The 1,266-nt window shown below is 33.3% G+C and carries 1 protein-coding gene; it reads left to right on the top strand.

Annotated features, from left to right (window positions below):
* Positions 1-15 precede the first annotated feature (15 nt).
* Positions 16-1,266: S-layer homology domain-containing protein (locus tag KPL44_RS25025; RefSeq protein ID WP_216256108.1), on the top strand; the 1,251-nt coding region annotated here is incomplete at its 3' end.

Here is a 1,266-nt window from a genome sequence, read left to right as displayed (position 1 = left end):
AATGTTAACAAAAAAATGACTAATGGTGAATTAATAAAGGCGATGGCTATAGCTGATGGGTTAGGTGATAGTGCAGCTAGTCTTCGAGGCAAAACAATATTTCCAGATGTAGCTAGTGGTAGTGTCCTTAGTGGGTACGTTAATGCTATTGTTGGAGAGGGACTTTTATATGGCACAAATGATGGTTATTTCCATCCAGCAAGTAGTGCTACTTATCAAGACATTTGTGTTAATATGGTACGCCTTTTAGGTTATTCAAAATCGGATTTAACAGGAAGTTTCCCTATTAATTATATAAAAAAAGCATCTGATTTAGAGCTAACAGATAAACTTAATTTAAGAACTACTGATACTATTTCTATTAATGCTGCAGCTGTAATGTTTGATAGGTTACTTAGCACGCAGGTGAAGGGTACTACCAAAGAGGATTTTTCGCAGTCCAGTAATTTATATACAGATTGTATTATACAAGATGATTCGGATTCTTATGATAATCTAGCAGATAATGAAATACTAACAGATAAGGGTGTTATGACGATTTCAGCTAGTAATAAGAAAAAGATTCAGGTCGGACCAACATTTAGGGTCAAAATAGAGGACGGACAAATTACAAAGGTTTATGGTGAACTTAGAGCAACGGTAAGTGTTACTGTGAACACAATACTCGGTAATGTTGTTTATTATGAGAAAAATGGCGCCCAGACGAGTATGACTCTCCCATCTGGTATTAGTTATTATTATCATGGTCAAAAACAAGATTATGCTAATCTTAATAGTATATTAGTACCTAATATGTCAATAATAATTGATAATAGTGATAAGGGTTTAAATGACTACGCTGTTATAACGGACCCTATATACAGTAAACCAGAGCTTGCTAAAAATCTTAATACGAAGTCAGATACACTAGGAGATATAACTTTTGATCCTGATACTAAGATTATGAAGAATGGTAAGATTATAACAAAAGAAGAAATTGGGGATAGGGATGTAGTATATAGCGTTACTGATATAAATGGTAACAATAGATATATACTTGTCACTTCAAATTATATAGAGGGAAATATCACAGAGTTTATTACGAGCAATGATGCAACAAATGCTATTGAAGTAGATAAAAAGAGCTACACTTACAGTAAGGATATGGATATTACTAACCTTTCTTCTTTTAAAACAGGAGATTTGGTATCTGTAATGTTAGGACATGATGGCAAGGTAGTTGGTATAAAAAGCATAGAACAGAAAATTGGTAGTATGGGAGAATAT

Origin of the sequence: Clostridium sp. DSM 17811, from assembly GCF_018861905.1 — a bacterium.
GTDB classification, from domain to species: domain Bacteria; phylum Bacillota; class Clostridia; order Clostridiales; family Clostridiaceae; genus Clostridium_AD; species Clostridium_AD frigoriphilum.
Note: the sequence above shows the minus strand (reverse complement) of the source record. Positions and strands in the feature narration are given on the sequence as shown.